This window comes from Xanthomonas campestris pv. badrii (genome assembly GCF_012848175.1).
Lineage (GTDB): Bacteria > Pseudomonadota > Gammaproteobacteria > Xanthomonadales > Xanthomonadaceae > Xanthomonas > Xanthomonas campestris_C.
In genome coordinates, this window is record NZ_CP051651.1 from 616,755 (window position 1) to 640,845 (window position 24,091).

At 66.0% G+C, this 24,091-nt stretch carries 17 protein-coding genes and 1 riboswitch; of the genes, 9 read left to right on the plus strand and 8 right to left on the minus strand.

The window, feature by feature from the left end:
* Positions 1–226: 226 nt before the first annotated feature.
* From HG421_RS21170 to HG421_RS02510, 4 genes are all read right to left on the minus strand, one after another.
* A complete protein-coding gene (locus tag HG421_RS21170; protein ID WP_248279453.1) occupies positions 227–1,324 on the minus strand; it encodes a hypothetical protein in 1,098 nt (365 codons plus the stop codon).
* Positions 1,297–1,878 carry a histidine phosphatase family protein gene (locus HG421_RS02500; protein WP_248279454.1) on the minus strand — a complete coding sequence of 194 codons (582 nt, stop codon included), beginning with the start codon at positions 1,876–1,878 and terminating at the stop codon, positions 1,297–1,299. Before HG421_RS02500 ends, HG421_RS21170 begins: the two co-directional genes overlap by 28 nt.
* A 432-nt stretch (positions 1,879–2,310) precedes the next feature.
* On the minus strand, positions 2,311–3,681 hold the full coding sequence (locus HG421_RS02505) for an alpha-amylase family protein (protein ID WP_211161812.1): 1,371 nt from the start codon (positions 3,679–3,681) through the stop codon (positions 2,311–2,313).
* Positions 3,682–4,061: 380 nt separating this feature from the next.
* On the minus strand, positions 4,062–4,700 hold the full coding sequence (locus HG421_RS02510) for a hypothetical protein (protein ID WP_248279455.1): 639 nt from the start codon (positions 4,698–4,700) through the stop codon (positions 4,062–4,064).
* A gap of 165 nt (positions 4,701–4,865) precedes the next feature.
* Between HG421_RS02510 and HG421_RS02515 the strand changes: the two genes are divergently transcribed.
* Positions 4,866–5,411 (plus strand): DUF2058 domain-containing protein, encoded by a 546-nt coding sequence (locus HG421_RS02515; protein ID WP_169704926.1) that lies wholly within the window; start codon positions 4,866–4,868, stop codon positions 5,409–5,411.
* 233 nt (positions 5,412–5,644) lie between these two features.
* Entirely contained in the window at positions 5,645–6,202 is a 558-nt protein-coding gene (locus HG421_RS02520) for a DUF3228 family protein (RefSeq protein ID WP_169704928.1), read from the plus strand.
* 169 nt (positions 6,203–6,371) lie between these two features.
* Here the strand turns inward: HG421_RS02520 and HG421_RS02525 are convergent, their stop codons facing one another.
* From HG421_RS02525 to HG421_RS02535, 3 genes are read right to left on the minus strand one after another with little or no spacing between them, the layout of a single operon-like run.
* Positions 6,372–7,073, minus strand: coding sequence for a sulfotransferase family protein (locus tag HG421_RS02525; protein ID WP_169704930.1), 702 nt, complete (start codon positions 7,071–7,073; stop codon positions 6,372–6,374).
* On the minus strand, positions 7,070–7,984 hold the full coding sequence (locus tag HG421_RS02530; protein WP_169704932.1) for a sulfotransferase domain-containing protein: 915 nt from the start codon (positions 7,982–7,984) through the stop codon (positions 7,070–7,072). Before HG421_RS02530 ends, HG421_RS02525 begins: the two co-directional genes overlap by 4 nt.
* The gene (locus tag HG421_RS02535) at positions 7,981–9,210 is read right to left on the minus strand and encodes a cytochrome P450 (protein ID WP_248279456.1); all 1,230 of its coding nucleotides are present in this window, start codon (positions 9,208–9,210) and stop codon (positions 7,981–7,983) included. The genes HG421_RS02530 and HG421_RS02535 overlap by 4 nt, the downstream gene beginning before the upstream one ends.
* A gap of 557 nt (positions 9,211–9,767) precedes the next feature.
* Here HG421_RS02535 and HG421_RS02540 point away from each other — a divergent pair.
* Positions 9,768–10,553 carry a class I SAM-dependent DNA methyltransferase gene (locus tag HG421_RS02540; RefSeq protein WP_211161813.1) on the plus strand — a complete coding sequence of 262 codons (786 nt, stop codon included), beginning with the start codon at positions 9,768–9,770 and terminating at the stop codon, positions 10,551–10,553.
* Between the two features lie 193 nt (positions 10,554–10,746).
* On the opposite strand, the gene ahcY is transcribed toward HG421_RS02540, so the two are convergent.
* Entirely contained in the window at positions 10,747–12,189 is a 1,443-nt protein-coding gene (gene ahcY / locus HG421_RS02545) for an adenosylhomocysteinase (protein ID WP_169704934.1), read from the minus strand.
* Between the two features lie 31 nt (positions 12,190–12,220).
* Positions 12,221–12,336, minus strand: a riboswitch (S-adenosyl-L-homocysteine riboswitch).
* A 184-nt stretch (positions 12,337–12,520) separates the two neighbouring features.
* Here ahcY and HG421_RS02550 point away from each other — a divergent pair.
* The 6 genes from HG421_RS02550 to HG421_RS02575 all read left to right on the plus strand — a co-directional run bounded on the left by HG421_RS02550 (position 12,521) and on the right by HG421_RS02575 (position 23,794).
* Positions 12,521–14,995 carry a prolyl oligopeptidase family serine peptidase gene (locus HG421_RS02550; RefSeq protein ID WP_211161814.1) on the plus strand — a complete coding sequence of 825 codons (2,475 nt, stop codon included), beginning with the start codon at positions 12,521–12,523 and terminating at the stop codon, positions 14,993–14,995.
* Between the two features lie 284 nt (positions 14,996–15,279).
* Complete coding sequence (ppc, locus tag HG421_RS02555; protein ID WP_169704935.1) at positions 15,280–17,994, plus strand: phosphoenolpyruvate carboxylase; 2,715 nt, start codon at positions 15,280–15,282, stop codon at positions 17,992–17,994.
* 80 nt (positions 17,995–18,074) lie between these two features.
* Positions 18,075–18,647, plus strand: a complete 573-nt coding sequence (locus HG421_RS02560; RefSeq protein WP_064508530.1) for a TetR/AcrR family transcriptional regulator — start codon at positions 18,075–18,077, stop codon at positions 18,645–18,647.
* The gene (locus tag HG421_RS02565; RefSeq protein WP_169704937.1) at positions 18,644–19,681 is read left to right on the plus strand and encodes a DUF4105 domain-containing protein; all 1,038 of its coding nucleotides are present in this window, start codon (positions 18,644–18,646) and stop codon (positions 19,679–19,681) included. The genes HG421_RS02560 and HG421_RS02565 overlap by 4 nt, the downstream gene beginning before the upstream one ends.
* 77 nt (positions 19,682–19,758) lie before the next feature.
* Positions 19,759–21,699 carry an esterase/lipase family protein gene (locus HG421_RS02570; RefSeq protein ID WP_228330346.1) on the plus strand — a complete coding sequence of 647 codons (1,941 nt, stop codon included), beginning with the start codon at positions 19,759–19,761 and terminating at the stop codon, positions 21,697–21,699.
* A 709-nt stretch (positions 21,700–22,408) separates the two neighbouring features.
* Entirely contained in the window at positions 22,409–23,794 is a 1,386-nt protein-coding gene (locus HG421_RS02575; protein ID WP_429001907.1) for a histidine-type phosphatase, read from the plus strand.
* Positions 23,795–24,091 lie beyond the last annotated feature (297 nt).

Consider the following 24,091-nt stretch of genomic DNA (forward strand, 5'->3'; position numbering starts at 1 on the left):
CTCCAGTTGCGAGTGCGCCGTCCACATCCACTCGATGCGCGCTGGCTACGTCGTGCGAGCTGTTCCAAATAGTGCGCATCGCTGCTGCTGCGATGGTGCGCGGATAGGATTACGCGGTGCGCGGTTCATTCGGGTGAGGCCTTGATGATCCGATAACTGCCACGGCACCTGGCGCATCCGGCGATGCGCCAGGTGCCGCGCGGCTTACCCGCGATCCAGCGCCACCTCAGCCGGGCGCCATGGCGCCCGCATCCAACGGCTTGGCCGGCGTCGCAGAACGTGCAGCGTGCTGGCGCAGCGCCGGTGCGATCTGCGCACGGAAACGCCGCACCACCCAGGTCTCGTCCAGTAGCGCGAAGGCGAAAAAGCCCAGCAGCGTGCCGGCGACCAGCGTTGGCGCATGTGCGAACGTGCCGGGCAGCAACAGGCTCAGCCACAGGAAGATATTGGGCGAGGTCTGCAGCAGGTGGATATCCGAAACGATCGCCGCGGGAATGGGCTTGCCGGTCACGCGCTGGTGGACGGCGAGATACACCACGCTTGCCAGGCGGCAGGCCAGCAGTAGCGCAAATGGCAACACCAGGGCGGCCCATGCCTGCCATCGGCCATGCATCAAGGCGTCTGCCAACGGCGTGCCTCCCGCGCGCAGTGCCACCAGAAAAGCCATCGGCACCATCGTCAGTGCGCCCACCCAGCCCCAGTTGGTGGCCAGCTTGCCGGCCGCGATCGGGCGCGCATGCCGCCAGCCCTGTGCGAGCAGGGACGGAAACGCCAGCGCCAGCAGCAACACCACGAAGTAGCGTTCCAGTGCATGCGCATTGCCCAATACCGCGTGGTGATCCAGGAACAACACCAGCAGTGCCACCGGCAGCAGGATCGAGAGCACCAGGGTGTAGCGGGCCGCAAAGAAGTAATCGCCGCCGCGCGCAAGCGAAAAGGTCGGCACCGACAGCGCAGGCGGCACGATCAGCAGCAAGCCAAGGATATGCACCCATTCGTTGTGAGATTGCGTCAGCAGCAGCATGGCCAACCCGGCGCGTGCAACGCTGAGGATGCTCAGCGCGCGGTTTTCCGGACCTCGGGTCAGGCGCAACGCGCCGGGTTCGATGCGCACCGACAGGAAGAACGCATTGACTGCCAGCAGCGCCACGATGGCGGTGGAGCTCAGGCCATGCGGCACTGCCACGCCAAGGCACGACAGCGCAAAGCCTGCCACAGCGGCCACCAGCATCCATTGCAGCAGATGGATTTCGCTCTGCTCGCCCAGATAGTTCAGACGCGAGGAACTGCGCGCGGTCAGGCGCTTGAGTTCCTCCCACGACAACGGGCGCGAATTGGGCAGGCGGAAAAATCGATGTACTCGGCCGGTGGCAGGCCCGAGGCGATCAACGCGAACACCTCGACGATGTATTTGTGCGCCACCACCAGCACCTGCTTGCCCTGGCGGTCCAGCGGCGCCAGTACCGTGTCGTAGTACTGCTTGCAGCGCGCGTACATGTCCATCCAGTGCTCGCCGTCGGGCGGCGCGCCACTGGCGTCGTGGAAACAGGCGTCGAAGAGACGATGCCCGATCGACTTCTTGATCAGCGTCTTGTTCTTGCCGGCGAAGATGCCGAAGTCGCGCTCCTTCAGTGCGTCGCTGTAGATCACCGGCGGTGCATCGGGCACGCCTTCGAGGATGATGTCCGCCGTGGCGCGTGCGCGTTCGAGCGTGGAGACATGCACTTGGTCGAAGCGTAGTGCGCGTTGCCGGACGAAATCGGCAGCCTGCCTGGCCTGCCTGCGACCCAGTGGCGTCAGTGGCGAGTTCTGTGCACCGGCAAAATAGTTCTGTTCGTTGGCGAGCGACTCGCCATGACGGACGAAGTACAAAGGCATCGGGCTGCTCCGGTTGCTCGATTGGTGGATGATCGAGCGCGTTGCCTGGTTGCATGGGAACGCGATCGATTGTGGGGCAGCCCGATGCGTGCCGAACCGTGGCGGCTTGCACCGGGCTGCCACGTAGGTCTTGCACGCGAGAAGATTCGTTGCATCCAGACGCGTAGTCTTCTCAATCGCTCCATCGTTTATCAATGGTCGTATCGATTGCCAGGCGACTGCCGAGCTGTGCGGTCTGCTGCGTGCCAGGAGGGCGTTCCATGCGTGACCGATACGCAGGCATGAATGCAGCAGGCATGCACACATTCCCGGTGGCGCAAGCCTGCTGTCGATCCCTTGGTGAGCATCTACGGTACAGGCGCGTCATCGCATACCTGGTGATCCGACCGGAACCTGTGAACCATGCCGTATCCGCACGCCTATGCGCCTTGCTCAGCGACGCCACATGCGCGCGCCGCGCGCCGGCAGCGTAAAGGTGTACGCGCTGCTGGTGATGCGGACCACATTGCCTGAGCCCAGCGCATCGGTGTAATCGGCATTCCAGTACAACACGCTGTTGTTCATGCCCACTGTGGTGGTGACCGGATTACCGCATTTGTTGATGCCGACGATACCCAGGCTGCCGCGGCGGAACAGGATATGGCAGGAACTGGACGACAGTACCTGCATGTCGGTGCCCTGCACGCCGGTGTGGAAGCCGATCATGCGACGCAGATCGTCGCGTTGGTAGGCATTGACCCAGCGGTTGTCGCCGCTTTCGTTGTTGTCGGTGTAGATCATCGGCATGCCGCCATTGCGTCCGATCAAATACGCATACGCCAGGGTTTCATCGACCGGGTCGAGAATGGCGTAGCGGAAGCCGGCGTTGTTGGGGATGTCGTGGGTGACGGCGAAGGTCACCGCGCGGTTGCCCGGCAATGCCTGCCCGGACGCGGCCGGGTCCACCAGCTGCTGCAGGCTGGCACCGATGGCGAAGGCATTGCGCACCGCGTTGAACAGCGGGAAGTCGTAGGCCGCATGTGGAGTGGATTGCAGGTAGGGCGCCAGGAATTGGTCGTAATCGCCATTGCCGGCACCGCCGCCGGTGATGACCTCGCCGAACACATACACGCCGAAGCGGATGCCGGCATCGAACACGCGGTTGAGGTGGTCGAAGCTCATGTGCTTGGCCGCGTCCACGCGGAAGCCGGTCACACCCATGCCCTTGAGCGCCTGCAGGTAGGCGCGCTGTTGTTGCACCACCCAATCGTTGCCGACCAGATCGGGCAGGCCCGGGTCGCTGCCACCGCCGCAGATGCGGTAATTGCGGACCTGGAAGGCGTCGTCGTAGTTGGTGATGCACTGGCCCGGGCCGAAATCGCTGGCGCCGAGGAAGTTCGATTGCAAGGTGCCGAACAGACGCAGCGCATCGTATCTGCCCGGGTTGGCGGCGTACTGTGCCAGCACGGCGCTGCCGGGATAGTTGAGGTCCGAGCGCGTGGCCGCTTCGTTGGCCATGTGGTTGAACACGATGTCGGCGTAGGTCTCCACACCGTTGTTGGCCAGCGCCTGCACCATGCGCCGGAACGCGATGGTGTCGCCGAGTGGATTGTCGATCAGCCGGATGTCCTGCGGCTGGTAGCGCGCCCACCAGGCACTGCCTTCGGAACGGTACGCCGGCGCAACCAGCACCTTGCGATAGCCGGCATCGGCAATCTGCTTGGCGCGCGCTTCGACGGTGGCATACGGCCAGTTGAACGCGTGCAGGATGACATCGGCCTGTACGTTGGCTGTGACCAGCAGCAATGCCAGCGCCGTGAGCAATGCGCGGGCGCCGCGCTGCAGGACTGAAGGGGGAGTGGGTGCAAGTGTGGTGCGCATCGGGTGCTTCTCCAGTGGTAGGCGCAGGCCCGGCGTGTGCATCACGCTGCCCGCATCAAGGCCCCCGGCCCCTGTTCCGGAAAGCGCGCGCACGGCGTGCAGCGCGCGGTGATGCTAAGCGCCCATCGCGGCGCAGCATCGGTGTTGTGCATACGTATTCAATACAACGCGCCGCCAAAGTGCGCGCGGCTCGGCGGCATTAGCGTGGCCGCTGGCACATTGCGATTGCGGTGAAACCCAGGCGCGGGGTGTTGCCGGTGGCATGCGCCGCCGCACAAGTCGCCAGCGCAGCGCTTGCTGCACCGGCAACAAAAGCTCAGTGCTCAGCGATAGACGTGGCGGAGTTCGTTGCTTGCGTGCAGGGACTGCAGTCTGGACAGCGGTACCTCGACCTGATCGTCGGTGTAATACGCCGGCTGCCTGGCACTGCTGCCGCCCGCATCGCGCTCGGCACCTTTCCATTTGTCGTAGCCCTTGCTCGGTAGCGCCAGGGTAATGGTCTGCCCGTTGACGCTATCGACCCGCACTACGCCGTACGCATGTCCTTCATAGGCGCCGGGTGCCACGGTCTGCAGATCGACGGTGTATCGGTCGCCCTGTGCCGGCTGTGCCAGCAGGGCGTCGTCGCGTTTGGATGTCTGCGAGTCGCTGTAGACACCAAATGCAACCACGGCGGCGATCAGCCCCAGCAGCACCAGTCCACCGAAACGGCGGTAGGCCGGGATGGGCGGCTTGCCGCGCGATTGTTCGAAGGTCTTGGTATCCAGCGGGGTGACCTGGTTGCAGCCGTCGCAGACGCGCAGGTACTGCTTCTTGGTCACCCAGCCGAAGACGTACCACAGGTGCGCATAGCGGTACTGCAGCACATGGCGGAAACTGCGCTGCTGCGCACATTGGTTGCAATGCGCGCTGTCTGCTGCGCCGAGCGCGATCGCGTCGCCGCCTGATCCCCAGATGATCATCCTTCGTCCTTGAGTGGTTGTGAGCGCCGCATGATAGTGGCTGTTCAGGCAGTTGGGCAAAATCCTGGCCGTCTTGACGACGAACGGCGTGCGCTTGCGGCTGGTTGCCCGGCGGCGCCAGCCCGGCGCGCTAAACTAGCGGCCAGTTCATTGCCGACCCTTTCCATGCGTAATCCATTGCAAGAACAGCTGCTCAAGGCCGGCCTGGTGAAAAAGGCCCAGGTGGACAAGGTTGCGCGTGAGCAGGTCAAGCAGCGCCATGCCAAGGGCGCGGCGGTGCAGCCGGCGGCGACGGACAAGGTGGATGCGGCGCGTTTGCAGGCCGAGCGTGCCGAGCGTGATCGTGCGCTGGCCGAAGAGCGCAATGCGCAGCTGCGCAAGCAGGAAGTGCTGGCCCAGGTGCGGCAGATCGTGGAGACCAACAAGGTCAAGCGCGAAGGCGAGATCGACTACCGCTTCAACGACGGCAGCGTGATCCGCAGCGTGCTGGTCACCACGACGCTGCGCAGCCAGTTGGCCAGCGGCGCGCTGGTGATCGTGCGGTACGGCGATGGCTTTGAGCTGATTCCGCGCGCAGCCGCCGACAAGGTCTACAGCCGCGATGCCGATGCCGTGGTGCTGGACCACGGACGCAACAGCGCGCCGGCCGCGCCCGACAGCGATGACGACTACTACAGCCAGTTCAAGGTGCCGGACGATCTGATCTGGTGACGCCGGCGAACTGCCGCATTGGGTGATTGCTGGATGGGGTCAGCGCCACCGCAGGCGCGACAACGCTGCATGCTGCGCACCTGCATGCTGTGGGTGCGTGTTTGATGACTGCAGGAAACCAGGCCAGGCACTCGCGCCAGACCGATCGCCGCGAGGTTGGTGGATGGGATCAACGTGGTCGTGCGAACGCCTGCGCGCTACCCTGGCGCTCTTTGTCGCCGCATAGCCCGCCCATGTCGATCGTCTTGACCCAGTTCGCCCGTACCCGCCTGTTTCCGCGCGATGGGCGTCGCAATGCCATTCAGGACTGCACGCCGGAGCAGTTCGTCCAGCGGCTCAACGATGAGCCGCCGCTACGCGTGATCGAGGGCTATGCACCGTTTTGTCAGTTGCATGTGCACCGCAACTGGACTTCGACCCGCTGCCTCACCATTCCCGTCACCGATGACAACCGGCACCTGCTGCGTTCCGGCTACGAGGCGCGCAGCACGCAGGAATTGGCCGTGCTGGTGCGTTGGTTCGAAGGTGTCGAGCCACCGGTGGCCGCGTATCTGCTGCCCATCCTCTACAGCCGCGATCAGTTGGCCAAGGAAGGCACGCCCATCGAGGCAGACTGGGGCGTGGTCGGTTGTCTCTACACCGCAGAGCCGGAGGAGATTCCGATGGCACCGATCACCATGTTGCGCAATGCCTTGGGCGTGGAAGAGGGCGGCTCGGGCACCCCGCTGGACCGCGAGGCGTATCGGCGTAGCGTCGCGTTCTGGGAGCGCAATGCCAATTGGCGTGGGTAAGCAGTTCGGTAGCAATGCAATGGCCGAGGGCCACGCGCCACCGGCGCGATTCAGTACCAACCGCATGGCTCCAGCGCAGTCGCCGCAGACCTGATTCGCATCGGCAGCCTGCGGGTTGTCGCATCGGACGCCGCATTTTGCCTGGCGTGATCCAAACGGGTCGCGCCGGTTACAGGGCGGTCGGCCGGAAGGCCTCTTCGGCGAGCATTTCCAGGTAGTTGCGCATGCGGTGTTCGATCAAGGCCGGCTCCGTTGGCAGCGGACGCACCGACGCGTTCCCGGTGCGCCGAGCATGGACGCGGGGATACGGCAGCGCCGGCACTGGCAGATCGAGAAATGCACACAGGCGTTCCCAGTGCGCGTCGGCATCGGCATCGAGCACCAACAGGCGAGACGGTGGTATACGCTCGATTACGCCCTGGTTCCAGCGACGGAAGTAATCGGTCATGAAGGCACGATCACCGAGGTGTGCCTGGATGTCGCGACGCAAGAAGTGGCTCACGCGTTGGCCATGGGCCCCAAACAGCGACGGCACGCTGCCGTCGCCGGAGAAGATCGTCGCGCTGACCGAGTCGAACCACGCATCGGGGTCGCGCACGGTCAGGATCACCTTGGCGTGCGGAAAGTGCACGGACAATTCCTCCCAGAAGCAGCAGCCGGGGTAGTCGGTGGTCGCTGCATAGCCGGCAAACAGTGCATCCCAATCCGGGTGCCCGTCGATTGCCGCCTCCCAGCGCGGCAGGTCTTGACGCAGATTCGCTGCCAACTCCATCGCGTGATAGCAGCGGCCCACGCCGAGCCGCTCAAGCGCCAGCTTCAGGGAGAGGGTGCCGGTGCGGCCCAGGCCGGCGCCGATGAGTTGCAGGCTCACGACGTTTGCGCCTGGCCGTGGGCCAGCCACTGCGCTGCGTCTTCGCCGAGTTCCGCGTGTGCGCGTTGCACATATGCGTGATTGAGTGCGTCCGGCAGGGCAGTGCGCCAGCGACCGCTGCGACCCTGGTTGAAGAACGCCTTGCCGCCTTCGCGCCACAGGCCGGCGCCTTGAGGCACGTACCGTGCTGCATGCTGTCGCATATAGTCGAAGCGGCAGTGCGCCACGATCGTGTCCCATTTGCCGGGTGGAACCGAAATGTCCAGAAAGGCGGCGATGCGGCCGATCTGGCCGGGCAGGTCGTCGAGCAGGTCGTTGTAATGAAGGTGCAGCACGTTCGCATCCTCACGCCGCTCCCACCACGAACGCACGCCTTCCCATAACGGCCAGAACGGCGCTCCATCATGTTCCAGCCAATGCGCCACATAGGCATCGTGCGTCAGCTGCGGCGGCGGCAGCACGCGCAGCTTGCCGGGTTCGCCACCGCCAGCGTCCAGGCGTGCCTGCGCATCCAGGCTCACCGCGCATTGATGGTCATACAGACTCAGCGCAATGTCGCGTCCATCGCGGCCGATATACAGATATTTGGCCAGCGTGCTGGTGACCAGTGCATCGGCTGGCAGGTGCGTCTTCATGAAGCGTCGATGGCTCTGCGCGTCCAGCAGCGCGAGCTTGGTTGCCTTGTCCGGATAAACGCCGTCGACCCAAGGTGAAACGGCCGAGACATCGATCTCTGCTTCGCCGCCGAAGATCAGTTGCGCCACGATCTGCTGCAGCCAGGTCGTGCCGGCCTTGGCGTAACTGGCGATCACGATATCTCCTTCGCGCAGGGACAGATCATTCCAGACGCTGGAGTCGAAGAATCGATGTGGATATTCCCTGATCTTTTTGCGAACGTGTGGATCGGTCATGCGGCAGTGCCTAGGCGAGATGCGATGCCCGGTCGTGGCCGTAGTGCGATGCGCACATCCAACGGTCGTAATACGAGCGCGGGAAAAGGCGTGGGGCGAGCATCGGCAGCCAGATGCAGGCTGCGCGACCGCAACACGGTGGCGATGACCGCGGTCATCTGGGTGAGGGCCAGCATGCTGCCGATGCAGCTGCGTGGGCCGCCGCCGAATGGAAAGTAGCTGTAGCGTGCCAGCGAGTGCGTGGCGCTATCGTCTAGCCAGCGGGCAGGCAGGAACGTCTCGGGATCGGGGAAATGACGTTCGTCGCGGTGCACCACCCATGGGCTGATCAGCAGCTGGGTGCCGCTTGGAACGTGGAAGCCGTCCAGGGTGGTGTCGCGTTGCGCAATCCGCGCGGTCATCCAGGCCGGCGGATACAGGCGCATGGCCTCTTTCACGCAGGCCCGCGCATGCGGCAAGCGGTCGAGCAACCCGGTGCCGGTTGCGGTATCAACATCGTCCAGTCCTTCCGCTTCCTGCGTAACCTGCTGCGCCACGTGCGGATGCTGCGCCAGTAGCAGCAAGGTCCAGGTCAGTGCGGCCGCCATCGGTTCCAACGCGGACATCAGCATCGCCGCAGCTTCGTCGCGGCACCAGTGGCTGTCACCCTGTGCAGCGTCGGCCAACAGCAGCGACAGGACCGATGCTGCGTGGGGTGGCTGCTGCCGAGCACGCATCAAAATTTGGTCCAGCGCCAGTTGAAGCTCGTCGCGTGCGCGGCGCATGCGCTGTCGATGCGCCGATGGCCACCACATCGGCACCAGGGATTGACGGCGCGTCTGCTGCAGAATCGTATCGACCATGGGCAGCATGCGCAGCAGGTCCGGTGCATGATCCGGATTTCCAAGGAGAAAGCCGGCGCCCAATTGCGCACATAATCCGGTCATCAGTGTGCGCATGTCGTGTGCAGCGACACACTCGTCCTGTTCGCGTAGAAGCGCCAGCGTGGCAGTCGATGCCTGCACTGCGGAGTCGCGCACCAAGGCGGCACGAAATGCAGGCTGCAGTGTCTGCCGCCTCTGCCGCCAGACGACGCCAGTGCTGTTCATGACCGAGGCGGGGAATGCCGCGCGCCGCGCGACCGGGTCGGGATCGGTTTTTCCGTAAAGCGTCCCATCGTCGCTCAACACCGTAGCGATCGTGGCCGGCGCGGCGATCAGGTATGTGCGTTGGGCGACCCTGACCACGTCGCCATGCGCGCGCGCACGATTGCAAAAATGCCAAGGGATCTTCGGAGAACTGCCGGCGGTTGCCGAACGCCCAGTGCCCAACCGGGCCGGGTGGAATTGCGTGCCCGCGACCTGAATTCATGCGCATTTGGGTATGGCAAACGACGAAGCGGACGGCGCGTTGTGGACGGAGCGGGCCGGCGGCGAGGCCACGCTGTCACGGGAGGATGTCTCGCTTCCCGTGACAGCGTGGGGGTTAGTAGCCGTAGACGTAACCTAGCTTGCGCCCCCCGATGGCCTGGATCCAGCGCGACAGGGCATGAAAAAGACGGTTCATCACAATCTCCTTATAAAACGATCGATGGGAACAGCACGCTGATCTGTGTAGAAATTATTCAACAACGATGTTGTTTGAACAGGGTTAAATAAATTGGATATGTCCTGCATTGGTCAAACCGGATTGCGCAGATCTGTCGCGGCATGCGTAGTATTTCGAGTTGTTGTCTCGGCCGCGAACGCTCACGCCTGCATCGCCGCGTACTATCGCCGAACTGTTCCGAATGCGAGCGCGCAGGATGCCCGGTTATTCCCAATACGATCGGATGGCGGCGTTTTACGACAGCATCCATGATCGTTGGCCGACGCAGGCACTGCAGCGGTGCGTGCAGACTTTGGCGGACCTGGCCGATGGCCGTGCATCGCTGGAGTTGGGCATCGGCAGCGGGCGCATCGCACTGCCGTTGGCCCAATGTGGCGTGCCGGTGACCGGTATCGACAATGCGCGCGCAATGCTCGACGCGTTGCGTGCCAAACCTGGCAGCGATCAACTGCAACTGGTCCGCGCCGATTTTGCCGATATGCCGTTGAGTGGTCCATTTGGCCTGATCTACGCGGTGAACGCGTTCGGCTACCTGCTCACCCAGGCCGAGCAGGTGCGCTGCGTCGTCAATGCCGCGCGTTGCCTTGCGCCCGACGGCATGCTCGTGATCCAGACCGCGGTACCTGGCGCCGAAGTGTTCGACGGCAATGGAAAGATAACCCAGGTACTGGATATTCCGGAGTCGCAGCACGAGGGCGCTGCCGTGATGCTGGTGTGCTCGCAACCCGAGCCGTTGCAACAGCGGATCGATCAAAGGGTGGTCGTTCTGAGCGAGGATGGCACGCGCATCTTTTCCGAACGCCGGCGTTATGTGTGGCCGTCGGAACTCGACCTGATGGCGCAGATCGCCGGTTTGCGACTGCACACGCGGTGGGGTGGGTGGGGCCGCGAGCCGTACGATGCGCGCAGCCGCATCCAGATCTCGGTGTACGTGCGGGCGGATACACGCAAAGAGCCAGGCACCGGTTCTGTTTCACTGTGAGCAGTAAAGAGCGGCTTATTCCTGCAGGCGGATTCTTGGAGTGGTGCTTGCGTGGGCTCCGTGGGTGGAGGCGCAGGCCAACGTAATGCAGGCGTGGGACAGCATCTCAGCCGGGAGAAGTTCCCGCCAATCACAAACAAAACGGGCGCCTTGCGGCGCCCGTTTGTTTGCATCGCGATGGTTCGCCGATGGATCAGTAGCGATAATGATCCGGCTTGTACGGGCCAGCCACGTCCACGCCGAGGTAGTCGGCCTGGTCCTTGGTCAGGGTGGTCAGCTTCACGCCGATCTTTTCCAGGTGCAGGCGCGCGACTTCTTCATCCAGGTGCTTGGGCAGGATGTAGACCTTCTTCTCGTAGCTGTCGCGTTTTTCCCACAGGTCGATCTGGGCCAGGGTCTGGTTGGCGAACGAGTTGGACATCACGAAGCTCGGGTGGCCGGTGGCGCAGCCCAGGTTCACCAGGCGGCCGTCGGCCAGCAGGAAGATCGCGTTGCCATTGGGGAACACATACTTGTCCACCTGCGGCTTGATGTTGATCTTCTGCACGTCCTTCAGCGCCTTAAGCGCATCGACCTGGATCTCGTTGTCGAAGTGGCCGATGTTGCAGACGATGGCCTGGTCCTTCATCGCCTGCAGGTGCTCGACGGTAATGATGTCCTTGTTGCCGGTGGTCGTGACATAGATGTCGGCCCGGCCCAGGGTGGATTCGATGGTGTTGACTTCGAAGCCTTCCATCGAGGCCTGCAATGCGCAGATCGGGTCGATTTCAGTGACGATCACGCGGGCGCCATAGGCGCGCAGCGAGGCGGCGCTGCCCTTGCCCACATCGCCGTAGCCGCAGACCACGGCGACCTTGCCGGCCAGCATCACGTCCATCGCGCGCTTGAGGCCATCGGCCAGCGACTCGCGGCAGCCGTACAGGTTGTCGAACTTGCTCTTGGTGACCGAGTCGTTGACGTTGATGGCCGGGATCAGCAGCTTGCCGGCTTCGGCAATCTGATACAGGCGGTGCACGCCGGTGGTGGTCTCTTCGGAGACGCCCTTCCAGTCCTTGACCACGCGGCCCCAGTAGCCCGGGCGCTCGACGGCCACGCGCTTGAGCAACGCCTTGATGACGCCCTCTTCGTGCGAGGCCGCCGGCTCGTCCACCCAGGTGCTGCCGTTTTCGAGCTCGTAGCCCTTGTGGATCAGCAGGGTGAGGTCGCCGCCGTCGTCCACCACCAGCTCGGGGCCGGTGAGGGTGCCGTCGGGCAGGGTGAAGGTCAGCGCGTCCAGGGTGCAGTCCCAATACTCTTCCAGCGTCTCGCCCTTCCAGGCGAACACAGGCGTGCCGGTCGCGGCGATCGCGGCGGCGGCGTGGTCCTGGGTGGAGAAGATGTTGCACGAGGCCCAGCGCACATCGGCGCCGATGTCCTTGAGCGTTTCGATCAGCACCGCGGTCTGGATGGTCATGTGCAGCGAGCCGGTGATGCGCACATCCTTCAGCGGCTTGGTCTGCGCATGCTTGCGGCGGATCGACATCAGGCCCGGCATTTCGTGCTCGGCGATGTCCAGCTCCTTGTGGCCCCAATCGGCCAGGGAGATGTCGGCAATCTTGTAGTCGGTGTGCGGGGTGATCTTTGTGACAGCGTTCATGCAATGGCTCCGGTAGGCAAACGAATGTCTGCAGTTCCGGGCGCCGTTGAACGGTGAATGCTGGTCGAGCCTGGCCGTAGTTGCCTGCACTTTTCGTGCAGTGAAGCGGATCAGTCCGCCCTACCGGTCGCAGCGCCCCTCGACGAGAGCGCCGATTATATCGGCAGCACCCCCGTCCAGCATGAATTGGCCGGCTTGACGTGGCATGACCCCAACCAACGGCAGGGGAGCGGCCGGCGGGCGGCTGCTATGGTCGCAGGTCGACCATCACCGGGGACGGACAATGCGGGCGAACGAGTATTCGCAAGGCTGGCGGCAGCACGCATGGGCGCTGGCAGGGGCGCTGGCATTGAGCGCACCGGTGTTGGCTCTGGCGGCCAGCACGACAGTGACGCAGCCGGGCGCTGCGGCAGGCTGCGCGTATCAGCTGCCGTCCAAGGCGCTGCAGGCGGTGGTGGATGCACCGCGCGCACCGTTGTTGCAGCTCTCGCCCAAGCGCGACCTGGCCGCGATGCTGCAGTTGCCGGCATTGCCGGACATCGCCGAGGTGGCCCAGCCCGAGCTCAAGCTGGCCAGCGTGCGCATCCATCCCAAAACCTTCGCCAGCAGCCGGTTTTCCTTCGCCGGCAAGCTGTGGTTGCAATCGATCAGCGACGGTCGCGAGCGGCAGGTCGCCGGGCTGCCCACGCCATTGTCGCTGGCCACGCTGAACTGGTCGCCGGACCAACGCTATCTGGCCTTCCGGCGCGAAGATGCCGCCAGCGGCGCCAATGAGCTGTGGCTGGTGGACGTGGCCACCGCACAGGCCCGGCGGCTGGTGGCCGGGTTGAACAGCACCGTCAACGACGAGCTGCGCTGGTTGCCCGACAGCAGCGGCCTGCTGGTGCAGCAGCAGGTGCCAGGGCAGGGGGCGCCACCGCCGCGCGATGCCACGCCGCAGGGCCCCGCGGTCCAGCAAACCACGGCGGCGGCGGGCGTGCGCTCGCTGCCGACCTATCAGGACCTACTGCGCAACGAAGCCGATGCACGCGTGTTCGGGCACTACGCCAGCGGCCAGCCGATCATCGTTGGCGTGAACGGGCAGCTGCGCCCGATCGCCGCGCCCGGCATCTATCTCAACCTGTCGGTGTCGCCGGATGGCCGTTACATCCTGAGCGAACGCAGCGAGCGGCCGTTCTCGTATCTGGTGCCGGTGGACAACTTCCCGCGCCGCATCGAGGTGCTGGACATGCAAGGCAAGCTGGTGCGCCAGATCGCGCAGCTGCCTTTGGTCGAAGGTCTGCCGACGGGTAACGATGCGGTGCCCACCGGTGTGCGCGACATCGCCTGGCGCGTTGATGCACCGGCCACGCTGGTCTGGGCCGAAGCGCAGGACGGTGGCGACCCGGCGCGTGAGAGCACCATCCGCGATGCGGTGCGGATGCAGGCCGCGCCGTTCACGCGCGCACCGGTCACGCTGGCGCAGCTGGGCAGCCGCTTCGACGGGATCCTGTGGGGCCGCGGCGATCTGGCGATCCTCAGCGAGAGCTGGTGGAAGACGCGCCGCATCAAACAATGGCGCATCGCCCCCGACCAGCCCAAGCGTGCGCCGGAACTGCTGTGGGACCGTTCCTCGCAAGACCGCTATAACGACCCGGGCACGCCGGCAACCGTTGCCGATGGCAAGGGGCGGCCGCTGTTGCAGACCAGCAGCGATGGCAACAGCCTGTTCCTGCTCGGCAAGGGCGCCTCGCCGGAAGGCGACCGGCCGTTCGTGGATCGCTTCGATCTGCAAAGCAAGCGCGCCACCCGGTTGTTCCATTCGCAGGCACCCACCTATTCGGCGCCCCTGGCGCTGTTGGATGCACACGGCACGCAGTTGCTGCTCAGCCGCGAATCGCCTGAAGAACCGGCCAACTATGTCGTGCAGTCGCTGGGTGATGCGGCGCCTGCACCGCGTGCGTTGACGCACTTCGCGCATCCATTGCCGCAGTTGCGCGGTGTGCAGAAGGAGCAGATCCGCTACAAGCGTGCCGATGGCGTGGACCTCACCGCCACGCTGCTGCTGCCGCCCGGTTACGACCCCAAGCGCGACGGCCCGCGGCCGCTGCTGATGTGGGCCTACCCGGGCGAATTCAAAAGCGCCGACACCGCCAGCCAGGTCACCGACTCGCCGTATCGCTTCAATGCCATCAGCTATTGGGGGCCGCAGGCGTTCCTGGCGATCGGCTACGTGGTGCTCAACAACCCGACCATGCCGATCGTCGGCGAAGGCGATGCCGAACCCAACGACACCTACGTGCCGCAGCTGATTGCCGATGCGCAGGCGGCGGTGGACGAGGTGGTGCGGCGCGGGGTCACCGATCGCGAGCACATCGCCATCGGCGGGCATTCCTATGGCGCCTTCATGACGGCGAATCTGCTCGCGCACACGCGGCTGTTCAAGGCCGGTATCGCACGCAGCGGTGCGTACAACCGCACGCTCACCCCGTTCGGTTTCCAGGCCGAAGAACGCAACTACTGGCAGGCGCAGTCGGTGTACCAGGCGATGTCGCCATTCAACTACGCCGACAAGATCAAGGACCCGCTGCTGCTGATCCACGGCCAGGACGACAACAACACCGGCACCTTCCCGATCCAGAGCGAGCGCATGTTCGCTGCGATCAAGGGGCTGGGTGGTACCGCGAAGCTGGTGATGCTGCCCAACGAATCGCATGCGTATCGTGCGCGGCAATCGATCCTGCAGATGCTGGCCGAGAGCGAGCAGTGGTTGAAGAGCAATGTCGGCGATCCCGCTGCGCAGGCGCCAGCGCCATCCAGGCGATGAGTGTCATCGCACGCAACGGCGTGCGAACGCATGTCCGACCAGCGTCTGGCAGCTAGAAACGCATCCGGGCGCAATGGAGCGTTGTCGATAAAACCTTGTCGCGTCCGGGGGCGCTCCTACGCATTGGATGCTGGCGTCGGGCGGCGGGTTTCAGTGGCATGTACGAATGCGGGTGGCACTGGCGCAGGATGGTTCGCTCTGAAACCGTCTTGCGTAACGCAACCATCTAATCCTTTTGGGTTAGTCTTCGACGACTTTGCGCTTGAAGAGGGTGTGCGTTTCCGATGAACGAGTACCGCAGCAGTCTTGTGTTCGCTACCCCCGATCTTCCCTTGCGCGACGATGTGCGTCGGCTCGGCGCACTGGTGGGCGATCTGCTCGCCGAGCAGGTGTCTGCGGAATTCCTCGACGAAATCGAACGCGTCCGTACCACCGCCATTTCGCGGCGCGAGAGCGATGCGCCGCCTTCCACGTTGAGCGAACAACTCACCGGGCGCGCGCCGCGCGATGCCGAGGCGCTGGTGCGCGCCTTCAGCACCTATTTCCAAGTTGTCAACATCGCCGAGCGCGTGCATCGCATCCGCCGCCGCCGCGATTACCAGCGCAGCGGTACCGACACCCCGCAGCCCGATGGCCTGCACGATGCATTGCGCCGGCTCAAGGCGCAGGGCGTGACCCTGGACGAACTCAGCCACTGGCTGCCGCGCATCGATGTGGAGCCGGTGTTCACCGCACATCCCACCGAGGCGGTGCGCCGCGCGCTGCTGGAAAAAGAACAGCTGATGGTCGCCAGCCTGGTCGATAACCTGGACGGCATGCGCACGCCCAACGAGCGCGCCAGCGATGCGGCGCGCTTCCGCATGGCCTTGACCGCCTCCTGGCAGACCGCCGACTCCTCGCCGGTGCGGCCCACCGTGGACGACGAGCGCGAGCATGTGGGCTTCTATCTCACCCAGGTGCTCTACCGCGTCATCCCGGTGATGTACGAAACCCTGGAACACGCCATCGAAGAAACCTACGGCAGCGTGCCGCCGCTGCCGCGCCTGCTGCGGTTCGGCACCTGGGTGGGCGGGGACATGGATGGCAATCCCAACGTGGATGCCGCCACCATCGCCGGCACCCTGGATGCGCAGCGCCGCGCGGTGCTGGACCGTTACCAGAAGGAACTCTGGCAACTGGCCAGCCTGCTCAGCCAGTCGACCACGCTGGTGCAGGTCAGCCCCGAGCTCACTGCGCAGCTGGAACGCTACCGCGCGCTGCTGCCGGAGGCCGCTGCCCGTTCGCGCCCGCGCCACGGCGACATGCCGTACCGCCTGCTCAATGATCTGATGCGTGCACGCCTGCAGGCCACGCTGGACGATGCCGACGGCGCCTACGCCGCACCATCCGAACTCGAACACGACCTGCAACTGATCCTGGACAGCCTGCAGGCCAACAAGGGTTTGCACGCCGGCTGGTTCGCAGTGCGCCGGCTGTTGTGGCGCGTGCGTAGCTTCGGGTTTCATCTGGCGCGGCTGGATGTGCGCCAGGAATCGAGCGTGCATGCGCGCGCGGTGGCCGATGCGCTGGGCCAGGGCGACTGGGACGGGCAGGATGCGACCCAGCGCGCCGCCGTGCTCGGCCCGTATGCCGCCGGCGAACAGGCGCTGCCGCGGGTGGACGACGACGGCAACACGCGGCTGGACGCGGTGTTCGCCGCGCTCGCCGATGCCCGCACGCGCCACGGCGCCGATGCGCTGGGCAGCTACATCATCTCGATGGCGCACAACCGCGCCGACGTGCTCACCGTGCTGGCGCTGGCGCGCCGCGGCGGGCTGGTCGACGACGCCGGTGCGGTGCCGCTGGACATCGTGCCGCTGTTCGAAACCGTGGACGATCTGCGTGGCGGTACCGGCACCGTGCAGGACCTGCTGGCCGACCCGGTGTATCGCCAGCATCTGGCCGCGCGCGGCGATACGCAGATGGTGATGCTGGGCTATTCGGACAGCGGCAAGGATGGTGGCATTGCCGCCTCGCGCTGGGGCCTGCAACGCGCCCAGGTGGAATTGCTGGAAGCCGCTGCCGATCTGGGCGTGCGGCTGACGTTTTTCCACGGCCGCGGCGGCTCGATCGCCCGCGGCGGCGGCAAGACCAGCCGCGCGCTGGATGCCGCCCCGCGCGGCAGCGTGGATGGCCGCCTGCGCGTCACCGAGCAGGGCGAGGTGATCCACCGCAAGTACGGCATCCGTGCGTTGGCGCTGCGCTCGCTGGAGCAGATGACCGGTGCGGTGCTGTTGTCCAGCCTGCGCCCGCGTGCGCCGGAACCGCGCGAGGATCGCTGGCGGCCGGTGATGGATCTGGTCGCCGAGCGCAGCACGGTGGCCTACCGCGCCTTTGTCGGCGCGCCGGATTTCATGCAGTACTTCCGCCTGGCCACGCCGATCGATGTGATCGAACGCATGACGCTGGGCTCGCGGCCCTCGCGCCGGCTGGGCCAGGATGCGGCGCTGTCGAACCTGCGTGCGATCCCGTGGGTGTTCGCGTGGAGCCAGGCGCGTGCGGTGATTCCGGGCTGGTATGGCGTGGGCAGCGGGCTGCAGGCCGCGGTGGATGCCGGGCACGAAGACAGCTTGCGCGAGATGGCGCAGGACTGGCCGTTCTTCCGCACGTTTCTGGACGACATCGCCATGGTGTTGTCCAAGGGCGATCTGAATATCGCCGAGTTGTTCTCGCGCTTGTCCGGCGACCTGCACACGCGGTTTTTCCCGCAGATCCGCGACGAACTGGCGCTGACCAAGGGCTGGGTCAAGGCGCTGCTGCAGCAACAGTCGCTGTTGCAGCACGACCCACGGCTGGCCTTGTCGATCCGCCTGCGCAACCCGTATATCGACCCGATCAGCGTGCTGCAGGTGGACCTGCTGCAGCGCTGGCGGGCCACCGATGGCGAAGACGAGGAACTGCTGCGCGCGCTGGTCGCCTGCGTCAACGGCGTCTCGCAAGGGGTGCAGAACACCGGCTGATCCGACCGTTGGTCGGCGCCGACGCAGAATCGGCAAGCGGGCTCTGGCATGAGCGGACAAATCTGTCCGATAATGCCGGCATGATGACCTCCCGCCCTGATGCCGCGCTGCGCCGCCGGCAGATTCTCGATGCTGCCGACGAAGTGTTCAGCGAACACGGCGTCAATGCCCCATTGGAACTGGTGGTGGAGCGTGCCGGCCTGGGCCGCGCCACCTTGTACCGGAACTTCCCGGACCGGGTGGCGTTGATGACCGCGCTGATGGCGCGCGGGCTGGACGGCCTGGAGCGGCTGGCGGCCGACCTGGCCGACCGCCCGGACGGGCTGGCCGTGCTGCTGCACGACGTGGCCGAGCACATCGCCCAGTCGGCGCCGCTGGTTGACTTCTGGCGCTCGATCGAACGCGCGCACCCGGCGGTGGAAGCCGCCGACCGGCGCGTGGTGGCGATCTTCCTGCCGTTCGTGCACCGCGCCCGCGACGCCGGCCTGTGCCGGGCCGACGTCGACGACGAACAACTGCTGCTGGTGATCGACATGCTCGGCAGTTGCCTGCGCGGCAGCGATGAGTCCGAACGCAAGCGTCTTGCCCATCGCTCGGCCGATCTGCTGATGCATGCGCTGGGCATGCAGGTGCCCGAAGGCGGCACGCGATGACACCGGCCACCCGCGCGGTCATCGGCCGCTGGGCATTGCGCGTGGCGCTGCTGCTGGCCGCGACCTGGGGCGCATTGGCGATCTATTTCGCGCTCACCGGCAATGCGCTGGTGCGCATCGGCTGGGTGGCCTCGTGGTGCGCGATGGCGCTGGCCGCCGTGTGGGGCCTGCGCCGTGGCCGCGAGAACTGGGCCCTGGTGGGTATCTTCGGTGCGGCATTCGTGGCGTTGGCGGTGTCGTGGGGGCTGATGCAGCCCAGCCAGGACCGCGACTGGGCCGACGATGTCGCCCAGCGTCTGCGCCCGGAGGTGCACGGCAACAGCGTGACCCTGCACAACGTGCGCAACTTCGACTGGCAGAGCGAAACCAGGTACGTCCCGCGCTGGGAAACCCGCCAGTACGATCTGGATCGGCTGGTCAGCGCCGACCTGGCCTTGTCGTACTGGATGGGCCCGGCGATCGCGCACACGCTGGTGTCGTTCGGTTTCGACGACGGCTCGCACGTGGTGTTTTCGCTGGAAATCCGCAAGGAGCGCGGCGAGTCGTTCTCGGCGCTGGGCGGCTTCTTTCGCAGTTTCGAAGAAACCCTGGTGGCCGCCGACGAGCGCGACATCCTGCGCGTGCGCACCAACGTGCGCGGCGAGGACATGTACCTGTATCGCCTGGCGATTCCCAAGGCCGGGTTGCGCCGGATGTTCATGGGTTATATCGAGCTGGCCAACGATCTGGATCGCAAGCCGGCCTTCTACAACACGCTGACCAGCAACTGCACCACGATCGTGTTCGCCCTGGTCCGCCAGCTGCGGCCCACCCTGCCGCTGGATCACCGCCTGCTGCTGTCCGGCTATGCCGACGCATACGCCTACGATCACCAGGGCCTGATGCCCGGCTATGATTTCGCCACGCTGAAGCAGCGCGGCCATTTCACTGCGCGTGCGATCGCCGCCGATGACGCCGCGGATTTCTCCGAGCGCATCCGCGCCGGCATGCCCCAGGCACCCGCACCCGGCGCCGCGGCGAGCGCGGCCCAGTGATTGCGTACGCACGCCGGCGCGGCAGCGCTGTGCTGCTGGCGGCCGCGCTGCTGGGAGCGTGGCTGAGCGGCTGTGCCATGGTCACGGTGCAATCGCGCAACAGCGGCGACTACATCGCGCAGACGCGTGGCGATGTGCTCAGCACCGGTGCACTCAGTCAATCCGGCAGCGAGACCCTGCAGGTGGCCGGCCTGCAACCCAAGGCCTGCCGCAAGCAGCCGCTGCCCTGCGTGCAGCAATTGGCCACGGTGGCGGGCATCGGCGACGAGCGCCGCCTGGCTACGCAAGCCGAGCTGTGGACAGCGCATGCGATCGACCTGGGCGGCCGCAACCCGGCACAGATGCGCGACACGGCGGTGCAAGCCTGGCTGGAAGCCGCGCGGCATGCCTATGCCTACCTGTTTTTCACTGCGCGTGCGCCCGGTGCACGCGCCTTCGAAAACCGCCAGACCCAGGTGCGCGACTACTACAACTACGCCGTGCAGCAGGTGGTCGAACGCCTGTTCGCGCGCGCGCAACAGGCCGGCCAGATCACCCCGACACCCACCGCCGTCGGCGGCTGGCAGGTCGCCATCGACACGTCTGCGTATCGGTTGCCGGGCGGCGGCAACACACCGCGCGCGATCTTTGCGGCGTCGGCATTACGCTTTGACGGATTGCGCAGCACGTATCGACGCGACGGCTTCGGCGCCGAGCTGGTGGCCGAAGTGGACCCGCAGGTGGTCGGCGACCCGGCCGGCCTGGCCGTGCAGCAGGCTGCGGCCGCCAGCACCGCGCCCGGGCGTCCGCTGCCGACCTTCAGCGAAATGCCATATGCACCGGCAACGCTGCTGTTGCGCTTCAAGGGCGACAGCCTGGATGCGGTGCTGCGCACCGATCTGGTGACGGTGGTGCCGTACGACCCGTACCGCCAGAACGAGGTGGTGCTGCACGGCCAGCGTGTGCCGCTGGCGGCCAACTTCACTGCGGCCTACGGGCTGTGGCTGGCCAAGTCGGGCTTTGCCGCGCAGTCGTTGCGGTCCATGCTGGGCAGCGCACGCGGCATCGATCGCCCGCATCTGTATCTGATGCAGCCCTACGACCCCAACCGGCGTGTGCTGCTGATGCTGCACGGGCTGGCCAGCAGCCCGGAGGCCTGGGTCAATGTGGCCAACGAGGTGATGGGCGATGAAACCCTGCGCCAGCACTATCAGATCTGGCAGGTGTATTACCCGACCAACGCGCCGATTGCGGTCAATCGTGCGCAGATCCAGGCGCTGGTGGAACGCAGCCTGCAGCACTTCGACCCGGCCGGCGCCGCCCCCGCCTCGCACGGCATGGTGTTGATCGGCCACAGCATGGGCGGGGTGATCGGACGCCTGCTGGTGTCCGCGTCCGGTGAGCACCTCTGGAATGCGCTGCTGCAGGACTATCGGCTGGAAGGCGAACGCGGTGCGCGCGTGCGCGCCAAGCTGGCGCCCTTGCTGCACTTTTCGCCGATGCCGCAGATCGACCGCGCCATCTTCATCGCTGCGCCGCATCGCGGTACGCCGCTTGCCGAGGGCGGGTTGGGGCGCTTCGTCGGCCGCATGGTCCGCCTGCCGATCGCCTTGCTGGACCGGTTCAGCGATGTGCTGCAGGACCTCGCCAACAGCGAACGCGAAGGGCAGGGCGGGCCGCCGCGTCGCAAGGGCCGCCTGTTGCCGCCGACCAGCATCGACAACCTGCGCGATACCGACCCGTTCGTGCGCGCCACGATGGGCCTGCCGATCTCTTTGCAGGTGCGCTACCACACCATCGTGGGCCGCGAAAAACCGCAGGTACCGCTGGCCGACTCCGACGATGGCCTGGTGCCGTACCGCAGCGCACATCTGGACGGCGCCGCGTCCGAACTGGTGGTCACCTCCTGGCACAGCGTGCAGGAAACGCCACAGGCCATCCTGGAGATCCGTCGCATCCTGCATGCGCAGTTGCAGGCCGGAGCTGGTGAATTACCTGCACCGCTACCACCGCCGGAGCCCGCGTCCGCCAACTTGTGAGGTGGGCCGCTGGCCGACCTGCGGCAGGCTGCGGCGCTTGGCACCGACACCATGGGCAGCTACAGCTCGCCGGCCGGCGCTGAGCGATCAACCGGGCGCAGAGCGTGTGCCGGTCCCTTGCATCTTGTCCGCCGCCGATCGAGCACGGCGTGCGCAGTGGTCCTGCCGACTGTCATGGAGGCAGCGCGACCGCGACGGCGCTACATGTCGCCAGGCGCGCGATCGAGCAGCGGTCCGCACGCAGGTGTTCACCAGCAGCCACCTGCGCAGCACGGCCGGTATTTCGGCTGCGTCCTCCAGCGAGTGTGCCGACTTGCGCGTCTGGCGCGTGCCGATGTCGGTGGTCGTCCTGATGTCACCGGATTGCAACAAGCGCTCACCACCATGCGCGGCGCCTGCTTGCAGGTGTGATGCGGTGTCGCTGCATCGCTTTCTCGTTGCTCGCAGTGGTGCTGTCGCAGCCTGCGTGGGCAGCGCGCCGCATTTTGGATGACGCATGATCGATCGTTGTTGGCTGCTGCATCGCTTCCAGAGCTTTCCCGCACACCTGCAAGCGGGCTGTGATGCCGTCTTGCGTGTGTATCGCCTGGGCCGCGTAGGGGGGCGCAAGCGCGGTGATGTGGGGCAGGGCGCAGGGCGACAGGCGGCTTTTGCTGGCGAAGGGGAATCGCCGCGGACCGCGACTGCCCGACGCAGCGGGCGCGATGCGATGGGGGTCGCGTTGCGCCCGCTGCCCCGCAGGGACCGCAACGCGCAGCCCGCGAACAGGGTAGCGGCGCCGCAGTTCCGCGCGCCTGCGACGTTCGCCACCAGCGCGCTGTGCATGCTGATGTTGGCGGTCGCGTTGTTGGGTGGTTGCGCAGCACCGGCACGGAGTGCATCGCGCACGCCGTTGGAGGCGCATACGCATGCCGGCGCTGGTGCCGCACCGTTGCCCGCTGCACGGGCAGCGCAGCTGGAGCGGGTAGTGGTGGTCTTCCGGCATGGCGTGCGCGCACCGCTGCAAGGGGAGGCCGCCGCCGCGCACTATGCCGACCAAGCCTGGCCGCAATGGTCCACGCCCGCCAGCCTGCTCACCCCGCGCGGTCGCAAGGGCGTGCGCTTGAGCGGGCAGTACCTGCGCCAGTGGTTGGTGCAGCAGGCCTTGCTGCCGAACAGCGGTTGCCCGGCGACCGGCAGCGTGTCGGTGTGGGCCAATACCGACCAACGCACCATCGATAGCGGCGCGCTGTTGGCCGATGCGCTGGCGCCAGGCTGCGGCATCGTTGCCGGACACCGTGAGCCAGACAGTAACGATCCGCTGTTCCGGCCGATCGAAGCCGGCGCTGTGCCGTTCGATGCGGCCACAGCGGTCGCATCGATCCAGCAGCAGACCGGTGGCCCCGACGCGCTATTGCAAGGCCATGCCGCCGAGCTGCATGCCATGCAGCAGATCCTGGGTTGCACCCGGACGCCGTGCGACTTTGCGCGAATGAGGTCCACGCTGGCGTCGTCGGCCAACGGGCGTGGCCTGGCCTTGAGCGGGCCGATCGATCTGACCTCCGGCACCGGCGAAGTGTTGCTATTGCAGTACGCCGATGGCTTGCCGCTGTCGCAGGTCGGCTGGGGTCGCGCCACACCGGAGCGCCTGGCGCAGGTCTCGCGCCTGCACGCGCTGCTGTTCGATATCTACGCACGGCCGCACTACATGGCGCAGCGCTCGGGCGCACCGCTGGCGCGCCAGGTCATGCAGCGCTTCGGCGATGCGCAGGCGCCGAAGGTCTCGTTGTTTGTCGGCAGCGATACGCACATCGCTGCATTGAGCGGGCTGCTGGGCGTGCATTTCCACCTGCCCGGCTACGGTGCCGATGACCCGCCACCGGGTGGTGCATTGGTGCTCGGCCTGTGGCGGGAGAGCGACGGCCGCCAGGTCGTGCGTGCCCGCTACCTGGCGCAATCGCTGGATCAACTGCGGATGTTGTCACCGCTGGATCTGGCTCATCCGCCGCTGCAGCAGGAACTGTCGCTGGGGTTGTGTGCGCAGGAGCAACGCATGGCCTGCCCATTGGTGGATTTTGCTACGGCGCTCGAACGGCAGTTGCAGCTCGAGCGGTAGCATCGCGATCGCGACAGCTGTCCTGCTGTGGTCTGCATGGCAGGTGGCTTCGCCCGTACCCTCACCCCAACCCCTCTCCCGCAGGAGAGGGGCTTGAGCAGCGGTTGGCGTCGTTGTCCCTTCTCCCGCACAGCGGGAGAAGGTGCCCCGCAGGGGCGGATGAGGGGACGCGCGCAGCCAGGTGCGATTCGGCAGGTGCGTGGCTTGGTCCGTACCCTCACCCCAACCCCTCGCCCGCAGGAGAGGGGCTTGAGCAGTCGATTGGCGTCGTTGTCCCTTCTCCCGCACGGCGGGAGA

What these genes read in the sequence shown, in the direction of transcription:
- HG421_RS02540 (WP_211161813.1), top strand. Translation starts at nt 9,768, where the DNA reads ATGCCCGGTTATTCCCAATACGATCGGATGGCGGCGTTTTACGACAGC.
- HG421_RS02575 (WP_429001907.1), top strand. Translation starts at nt 22,409, where the DNA reads ATGGGGGTCGCGTTGCGCCCGCTGCCCCGCAGGGACCGCAACGCGCAG.
- HG421_RS02515 (WP_169704926.1), top strand. Translation starts at nt 4,866, where the DNA reads ATGCGTAATCCATTGCAAGAACAGCTGCTCAAGGCCGGCCTGGTGAAA.
- HG421_RS02500 (WP_248279454.1), bottom strand. Translation starts at nt 1,878, where the DNA reads ATGCCTTTGTACTTCGTCCGTCATGGCGAGTCGCTCGCCAACGAACAG.
- HG421_RS02530 (WP_169704932.1), bottom strand. Translation starts at nt 7,984, where the DNA reads ATGACCGATCCACACGTTCGCAAAAAGATCAGGGAATATCCACATCGA.
- HG421_RS02560 (WP_064508530.1), top strand. Translation starts at nt 18,075, where the DNA reads ATGATGACCTCCCGCCCTGATGCCGCGCTGCGCCGCCGGCAGATTCTC.
- HG421_RS02570 (WP_228330346.1), top strand. Translation starts at nt 19,759, where the DNA reads ATGGTCACGGTGCAATCGCGCAACAGCGGCGACTACATCGCGCAGACG.
- HG421_RS02520 (WP_169704928.1), top strand. Translation starts at nt 5,645, where the DNA reads ATGTCGATCGTCTTGACCCAGTTCGCCCGTACCCGCCTGTTTCCGCGC.
- ahcY (WP_169704934.1), bottom strand. Translation starts at nt 12,189, where the DNA reads ATGAACGCTGTCACAAAGATCACCCCGCACACCGACTACAAGATTGCC.
- HG421_RS02510 (WP_248279455.1), bottom strand. Translation starts at nt 4,700, where the DNA reads ATGATCATCTGGGGATCAGGCGGCGACGCGATCGCGCTCGGCGCAGCA.
- ppc (WP_169704935.1), top strand. Translation starts at nt 15,280, where the DNA reads ATGAACGAGTACCGCAGCAGTCTTGTGTTCGCTACCCCCGATCTTCCC.
- HG421_RS02565 (WP_169704937.1), top strand. Translation starts at nt 18,644, where the DNA reads ATGACACCGGCCACCCGCGCGGTCATCGGCCGCTGGGCATTGCGCGTG.